The 7,212-nt window shown below is 41.5% G+C and carries 5 protein-coding genes and 1 other RNA gene; 1 reads left to right on the top strand and 5 read right to left on the bottom strand.

Annotated elements, in window-relative coordinates:
* Positions 1-2 precede the first annotated feature (2 nt).
* The 3 genes from CAN34_RS04680 to ffs form a co-directional block, all read right to left on the bottom strand.
* On the bottom strand, positions 3-2,411 hold the full coding sequence (locus CAN34_RS04680) for a M48 family metalloprotease (protein ID WP_089554658.1): 2,409 nt from the start codon (positions 2,409-2,411) through the stop codon (positions 3-5).
* Positions 2,412-2,469: 58 nt separating this feature from the next.
* Complete coding sequence (locus tag CAN34_RS04675) at positions 2,470-3,066, bottom strand: LemA family protein (RefSeq protein ID WP_089554657.1); 597 nt, start codon at positions 3,064-3,066, stop codon at positions 2,470-2,472.
* Positions 3,067-3,280: 214 nt separating this feature from the next.
* Positions 3,281-3,377: signal recognition particle sRNA small type (gene ffs / locus CAN34_RS04670), an RNA gene on the bottom strand.
* Positions 3,378-3,718: 341 nt separating this feature from the next.
* On the opposite strand from ffs, the gene CAN34_RS04665 reads away from it, so the two are divergent.
* Complete coding sequence (locus tag CAN34_RS04665) at positions 3,719-4,435, top strand: SIMPL domain-containing protein (protein WP_089554656.1); 717 nt, start codon at positions 3,719-3,721, stop codon at positions 4,433-4,435.
* Positions 4,436-4,581: 146 nt separating this feature from the next.
* Here CAN34_RS04665 and CAN34_RS04660 read toward each other — a convergent pair whose 3' ends face one another.
* Together CAN34_RS04660 and glnA are read right to left on the bottom strand one after the other, a co-directional pair.
* Complete coding sequence (locus CAN34_RS04660) at positions 4,582-5,376, bottom strand: DUF4124 domain-containing protein (RefSeq protein ID WP_089554655.1); 795 nt, start codon at positions 5,374-5,376, stop codon at positions 4,582-4,584.
* Positions 5,377-5,596: 220 nt separating this feature from the next.
* Entirely contained in the window at positions 5,597-7,006 is a 1,410-nt protein-coding gene (gene glnA, locus CAN34_RS04655; RefSeq protein WP_089554654.1) for a type I glutamate--ammonia ligase, read from the bottom strand.
* Positions 7,007-7,212 lie beyond the last annotated feature (206 nt).

Raw genomic sequence — 7,212 nt, 5'->3', positions numbered from 1 at the left:
CTTCATTCATTTAGTATTGTATTCAATACGGGTAGAAGTTGCTGTAAATGCAGCGCCTGCCATAATGCTAAAATCGATGGGGTTCGTAATTCGCTATTATTCGGATGAGTGAATACTGGTTTAAATTTACCAATATCACCTTTTTCACTCATTAAATTATCAGCAAAATTTTTGTTTAAATTGGCTGTTAGCTGACTTTCAATTAACTCAAGCATGCCTTTCTGATAACGACTAAGCGTCTTACGACATTTTTCTTGCTGAATATAATGCTGGTAACTTTGGTGACTATAGCTGTTTTCAGTCTTTAAGCGTAATTCATTGATAGCGTTTTTGGATAAATCATGCTGACACAGTTTTTTCAAAGCAAGTGTAATTAAAGCACTATCTAAGCGGCGGTCGGTACTGGCAACCATCTCTAATAATTTATGATCTATGGTGTGCGGTAAATTTTTCTCATCGCTAGCAATGCCAGTTTTAGATTTAATATCATCATCGGTCGTAGCATATATTTTATCACTAGGAATCCCAATCCAGATATCAGCCAAATCATAAGTTGCAGTCGTTGAGAGTATGCGACCTTGATGGCATAGGATTACCGTCTCGATAAGTGCGAGTGCCCCTAGCGGATGATGAATGTGATTAAGAGTATACTGGGGTAACGAGACTTTTTGTATATCATCGATACTGACTAAGGCTTTCGCTGGTAGGTCGCTATCAGGTTTTGCTTCCCAAGGCTTTAACAACTTATGAGTACCAATCTCACGCGCCTTTACCTGCAAACGTCCATCGATAATGATATCTGCCTCTACGACAAACTCAAGCCCATCGTCTGTTTCTGCGTCCCTACTCATTTCAGCAGTAGAAAATGCTGTGACTACTTTGTCAGTAGCTTCATCGGGATTGCTAGCAACGCTTTTCTTAGTTGAATAACTGTCTTTATTAGCATTGCTTTTATTAATATTGTTTTCATTAATATCGGATGTTGATTGAGAATTAAGTGGTGGAGATTGACTTGCGGTTTTTCCTTGCGTAATTTTACTTAGGCTATTTGCTGTTATCACTCCCCAATCGCCTAATCGTCGCTGCTCATATATCTCTTTGATTTTGTTTTGATTTACGCGCTTTTCTTTAGCGACTTGTACAGCAAATTTTTGGTAAACATTGGTATTAATCGCACTCATACGTTCAGCTAAGCTTGGATGCGTAGCAAACCACGATACATCACCTAAATCTGCGCCACTACTGGCAAAGAAGAAATGACTGAGTCCATTGATATCAGCGATACCTGATAAACGTGAGCCTAGCGAATCTTTATGAATGGCCTGTAAGGTTTCCATAATCGCCGGCGAACGCGTGAGCTGCACACTGGTGGCATCGGCGAGTAATTCACGCTCACGGTTAAAGCTGTGTTTAATCAGCTGAGCACTGGCCATACTCGAGAAGCTCAATCCATGTATCAGCAATGTCCAAATATTACGAGGCGCTTGCCGATCAGTGTCTCGTCTATTTTGTAACCACATTGCTTGACTTTTAACTGATGACTGCTGGCTTTGGGATTGCTTTTGCCAGTAGGTTACCCACTCACTATGAGTGGTAAAACTTGCCGTTTGTACCTCAGTGCTGCGAGCATGACTATCAATGGCTCTTTGTGGTAAAGGTTTATTTTGATTAACAGCATTATCAAAATAATTGTGATGGCTAGAGCCAATATTATTAACAGAATCACTCCAATCATATAACAGCTGTAATCCTGCCAACACCACCATTAGCTGTAGATTGAACGTAGCGTCACCATGCAATATATGACCATATTCATGTCCAATGAGCCCGTATAGTGCCTCATCAGATAGCTTATCAAGCGCCCCTTGGGTCACCACCAGCACCATATCTTGGCTATAACGACCCGCGACGAAACCATTAATCCCTTGCTCATCAGGCAGCACATATAGAATTGGCATACTCAAACCTGAAGCAATGGCCAGCTGCTGGGCAATTTCATAATACCGGCGGTAAACAGGCGGAAAATCACGCTCATCACGTACCGCGATATGACGCGTGCTAAAGCGAACCTTTTGTACCGGCTCATGCTGATGGCTGACCCCGCGACTATGCTCCCAAGCATCTTGGCTATGGTCAACAAACAACCGAACTGCGCCAACTCGCTGAGCAATCGCACGACCACCTGCTGCTAAGCGTCCATACTCCAAAAAACTACCAATGACGAAGCTACCGATCGTCCATACGACCACCAGTATTAATGCCCAATAATAAATGCCACCGGTAAATATCGTCAGCAGCAGCGCCATGACACCTAGTGCCACCGCGATATGCGCGAATATAATAAGAAAAAATAGCCCATATAGCAGTAGGCTGCGCTGAGTACGTTTGCGCTGTTCGCCAAAAAAATCCATCTATTTGCCTGACCTAAAGAATGCTAAATACATTTGAGCCTATGAATGTAGTACAGCACTAGCTCATATTAACAACCGGTGCTTGAGCAATCGCCTTTCTATCTTCAAACACCAATTGACTTAATGGACGAAAGCCAAAGGTCGTGCTAATCAAATTATTTGGGAATACTTCGCGATCATTGTTGTAAAACATCACGCTATCATTATAATGCTGACGCGCAAAACCAATGCGGTTTTCAGTATTGGTCAGCTCATCCATCAGCTCTTTAATCATACTATCTGCCTTTAACTCAGGATATGCTTCTACCACGGCAGAAAATTGACCTAAAGCTTTAGATAACATGCTCTCTGCTTTAGCAAACAACGCCATATGCTCAAGCGACTCTGGCTGATTCTTACTGGAATCTTGTAAACTTTGAGCATGGTTACGCGCACTAATAACACGAGTCAGCGTTTCTTCTTCGTGAGCTAAATAACGCTTTGCCGTCTCAACTAAGTTTGGAATTAAATCATGACGACGTTTAAGCTGTACATCTATCTGAGCAAAACCGTTTTTTGCCTGATTGCGGGCGCGTATCAGCTTATTAAAGATTGATACCCCAAAGACCACGATCAATATCACTACTGCAATGAACAGCCAAACAAACATTTTCATCATAAAACCCCAAAACGTTTCGCATTGATAACGGAAGTTATTGTTAATAAAGGTTACTACATTGTATTTTAACCCATATTTATAACTCAAAGTTTAAAATCGGATGGAATGCAGGCGAAAAAAAAGCCCTTTACAATGAAGGACTTATTGTCAGAATAAAACATTTCAAACGCTTTTTTAATGCCATCATCAAATTTTAGGCAAAAAAAAGCGACTCCATCAGCACATCCTCGGCACACATTATAACTATTACCGTTGCTACCTTCCGGTCCTGGCGGGATTCATAGAACAATGTTGCGAGGCTACCAATGGAGCCACCAGTTGCAGATTATACAAGAATTTTTCATTATTACAACCCCAATCGTCAAACAGATTGGTTTATATGATAAAGAACCTCGTAATCTAGCTAGCAACTTAGCCAGCAACCTACTCCGTAACACACAGCCCGTAACCGTAAGTGACAAAATTCTCACAGCAACTCATCTGAATTTTGCTATTTTAGCTAATGAAGCTAATGAAGCTAAAAGCACTAAACGTCTTCTAATAAATAAAATGCGCGTCTATAACCTCTAGTACCATCGCTTTTAATACAGAAAATAATTTTTAGTTGAACATAATCAATATTAATATCAATTTTATTTCGGAGATTACCATGAAAACCACTCTAATCAATAAAGCCGCTCTCGCCACTGGCACCGCTTGTCTATTAACCGTCATGATGGGCAGTGCTCATGCAGAACCAACGGGCTATGACCAGCTTACTTTCCAAGCAGAAGTTAAAGAAGAGATTCAAAACGATGAGGTCACTGCCAGCTTATATAAAAAAGCACAGGCAACCGATGCCAAAGCATTGGCAACCACACTAAACACTTCAATTAATAATGCCTTAAAAATCGCTAAACGCTACCCGACTGTTACCGTCAGTACGGGACAACAGCGTACCTACCCACGCTATGATAAAAATAACAAAATCATCGGTTGGACAGGACAGGCGAATATAGATCTAAAAAGTACCGACTTTACCGCGACTAGCCAGCTAATTGCTGACTTGCAAGAAACCTTGGTCATGGAAAACCTCAGCTTCGGGGTTTCAGATATCAAAAAGAATGCGTTAGAGCAAAAACTGATGACTGATGCTTCACGCGCCTTTCAACAACAAGCTAAAAATATGACTCGGGCATGGGATGCGCGCAGCTATCGTGTCGTCAACGTTAACCTAAACACTGGCAGCAACTATCCACGTCCTATGTATAACGCGATGAGCATGAAAGCTGAATCAGCCGATGCGTCAGTACCAAGCCAAAACTTTGAATCTGGTAATAGTACGATTTCAGTGACTGCTAATGGCACGATTGAGTTAACCAAATAAGTTAAAAAGATAGATATCATTAATAGTTTCTAAAAATAAGGGCAGCCGCTGAATCCAGTGACTGCCCTTATTTTATATAGATAGCTTTAGCCTGATGATTTAAACCTATTTGAGATCACTAAATACTTAGCACTATTTACTGCGAGTTATTTTATAGCTGGCTGCTCAAAAGTCATGGGTTTATCAGCGATTGGTTTGGTAAATGATTGCATATTAGGTTGCTTGCCATCTTGACGCAGTTTTAACAATACTTTTTGATGCCAAGGTAGACGTTGATAAGCCAAAAGCTGCTGGGCAATTTTCTTATTGTTTTGCAATGTCTGCGTATTTTGAATCACATAAACGGTACGCTCAGCCTGTTTTAGTATCTGCCCTTTTGCATTTTTAAGCACTACTTTTATATTATGTGCACCCGGTAGAATATCGACAGTTGCAATTGAAACGCTCAGACCTTGCGCCACTTCATTACCATCAAGCATGATACTCACGCTATCACCTGCTTGCAGAGCGGGCTTTACTTGTACATTGACATCGATACTTTGTACTGGGCGACGATAAGCACGTTCTTCGCTAGGCTCAATCATGGATAATTGATAATTTACACGCGGCGCTTTGGTAGCGACCGTCGTCGGTGGTGCTGTACTGGTCGTTTGATTCGTTGCTGTAGACACATTATTAGAGCTACTATTGGAATCAGTAGTGATATGGGTTTCAGTAATCTGCTTACCAGCTTGCTGTTCATAGTTCTGCGGACGATCGGTAAAGGTAACTTGACCCGTTTTTTCATCGACAACTTTATAAATAGCAGCGGCATTTGCCATCGGCGCGTAGAGACTGGCTGTGCAAATTAACAAGCCAGTTAATAACATCTTATTTTTTGTATGGCTGCGTATGGTCATGGCGGTCTGAATCAGTCGTGAATATTTCGAGAGTGAGTGCATAGTCAGTCAACCTAATAAATAAGTGCGCGTGTCTAATAAATATGATAATACTATTATGGGTTATTTTTAAGGTAATAACACTAGCGTCTGTCACATTATTTAAATGGATAAATACTCAAAGTATTTTGTAGCTCGGTTATATGATAGATATTGAAAAAGCCAGCTAAATGCATTTAGCTGGCTTTTATTATTCAAAACAATGGAACGTATTAACTACAGATTAGCAGCTGTAATACAAGTCAAACTCGACTGGATGCACAGTAATATTGACGCGCTGCACTTCTTCTTGTTTCAGTGCAATGTAAGCTTCCAACATCTCTTTGGTGAATACATCGCCTTTTAATAAGAATTCATGATCTTCTTTTAACGCCTGTAGCGCCACTTCTAAATTTTCAGCGACCGTTGGGATTAGTGCTTCTTCTTCTGGTGGTAAGTCATACAAGTTTTTATCAGCCGCCTCACCTGGGTGCATTTTATTCTGAATACCGTCAAGACCCGCCATTAATAATGCAGCAAATGCTAAATACGGATTGGCTGCTGGATCAGGGAATCGCGCTTCAACACGTACCGCTTTTGGGCTACTAACGTGTGGAATACGGATAGATGCTGAACGGTTAGATGCCGAGTATGCCAATTTAATAGGCGCTTCATAATGTGGCACCAGACGCTTATAGCTGTTGGTCGATGGGTTGGTAATTGCATTTAGCGCGCGTGCATGCTTAATGATACCACCGATGAAATATAGCGCCGATTCAGACAGACCCGCATATTCATCGCCTGCAAAAGTATTGACGCCGTCTTTTGAGATTGAGATATGCACGTGCATACCTGAACCATTATCACCAACGACTGGCTTTGGCATAAAGGTGGCTGTTTTACCGAATTGATGCGCGACATTATGTACCGCATACTTTAGCTGTTGCACTTCATCAGCCTTTCGTACTAAGGTATTGAATGCAACGCCAATCTCTAACTGACAAGGGGCAACTTCATGATGATGAACTTCGATGCAACCTTCACCAATCATATCTTCGATACGCTCACACATGACCGTACGCATATCTTGTGAGCTATCGACTGGCGGCACTGGCACGTAAGCACCTTTGACACGTGGACGATGACCCATGTTGCCCCACTCATAGTCTTTATTGGTGGACCAAGCTGCTTCTTCAGCGACAATCTCATGGCTCACACCAGACATGTCAATCGACCATTTTACTTCGTCAAATACAAAGAACTCAGGCTCAGGACCGAAATAAGCGGTGTCGCCGATACCTGTAGATTTCAAATATTCTTCAGCACGGCGCGCGATAGAGCGTGGATCGCGGTCATAGCCTTGTAAGGTTGACGGCTCAATGATGTCACAAGTTACGACAACGGTAACTGCATCGAAGAATGGGTCGATAAATGCGGTCTCTGGATCTGGACGCAAAATCATATCTGACGCTTCAATACCTTTCCAACCAGCAATAGATGAGCCGTCAAACATTTTACCATCTTCCATCGATTCTTCATCAACGCTATGAGCTGGGAAGCTCATATGATGCTCTTTACCGCGGGTATCGGTGAAACGAAAGTCCACCCATTTGGCATTGGCTGATTTGATAAGGTCTAGTAGTTTATTTGACATAGATAGTTTCCCTTGTGGTTATCATGGTACTGAGGTTAAAGGTTAATATTTAAAGCGGTTATAGATAATTTAAAGCGGTTATAGATAGAAAGTGTAAAACCTGTTGCTAAAAAACAGTATGGTTAAACCCAATAATATTTTGAGCTTTATACTTGTTATTAGCGCTATGAACCAGTGTTTTTCTTGATGAGTAGCGGCGAATATTT

It is taken from the genome of Psychrobacter sp. DAB_AL32B, from assembly GCF_002224105.1.
GTDB lineage: Bacteria > Pseudomonadota > Gammaproteobacteria > Pseudomonadales > Moraxellaceae > Psychrobacter.
Note: the sequence above shows the minus strand (reverse complement) of the source record. Positions and strands in the feature narration are given on the sequence as shown.

Excerpts from the sequence above, each read along its gene's own strand:
- CAN34_RS04665 (WP_089554656.1), top strand. The coding sequence starts at position 3,719 with ATGAAAACCACTCTAATCAATAAAGCCGCTCTCGCCACTGGCACCGCT.
- glnA (WP_089554654.1), bottom strand. The coding sequence starts at position 7,006 with ATGTCAAATAAACTACTAGACCTTATCAAATCAGCCAATGCCAAATGG.
- CAN34_RS04660 (WP_089554655.1), bottom strand. The coding sequence starts at position 5,376 with ATGCACTCACTCTCGAAATATTCACGACTGATTCAGACCGCCATGACC.
- CAN34_RS04680 (WP_089554658.1), bottom strand. The coding sequence starts at position 2,411 with ATGGATTTTTTTGGCGAACAGCGCAAACGTACTCAGCGCAGCCTACTG.
- CAN34_RS04675 (WP_089554657.1), bottom strand. The coding sequence starts at position 3,066 with ATGAAAATGTTTGTTTGGCTGTTCATTGCAGTAGTGATATTGATCGTG.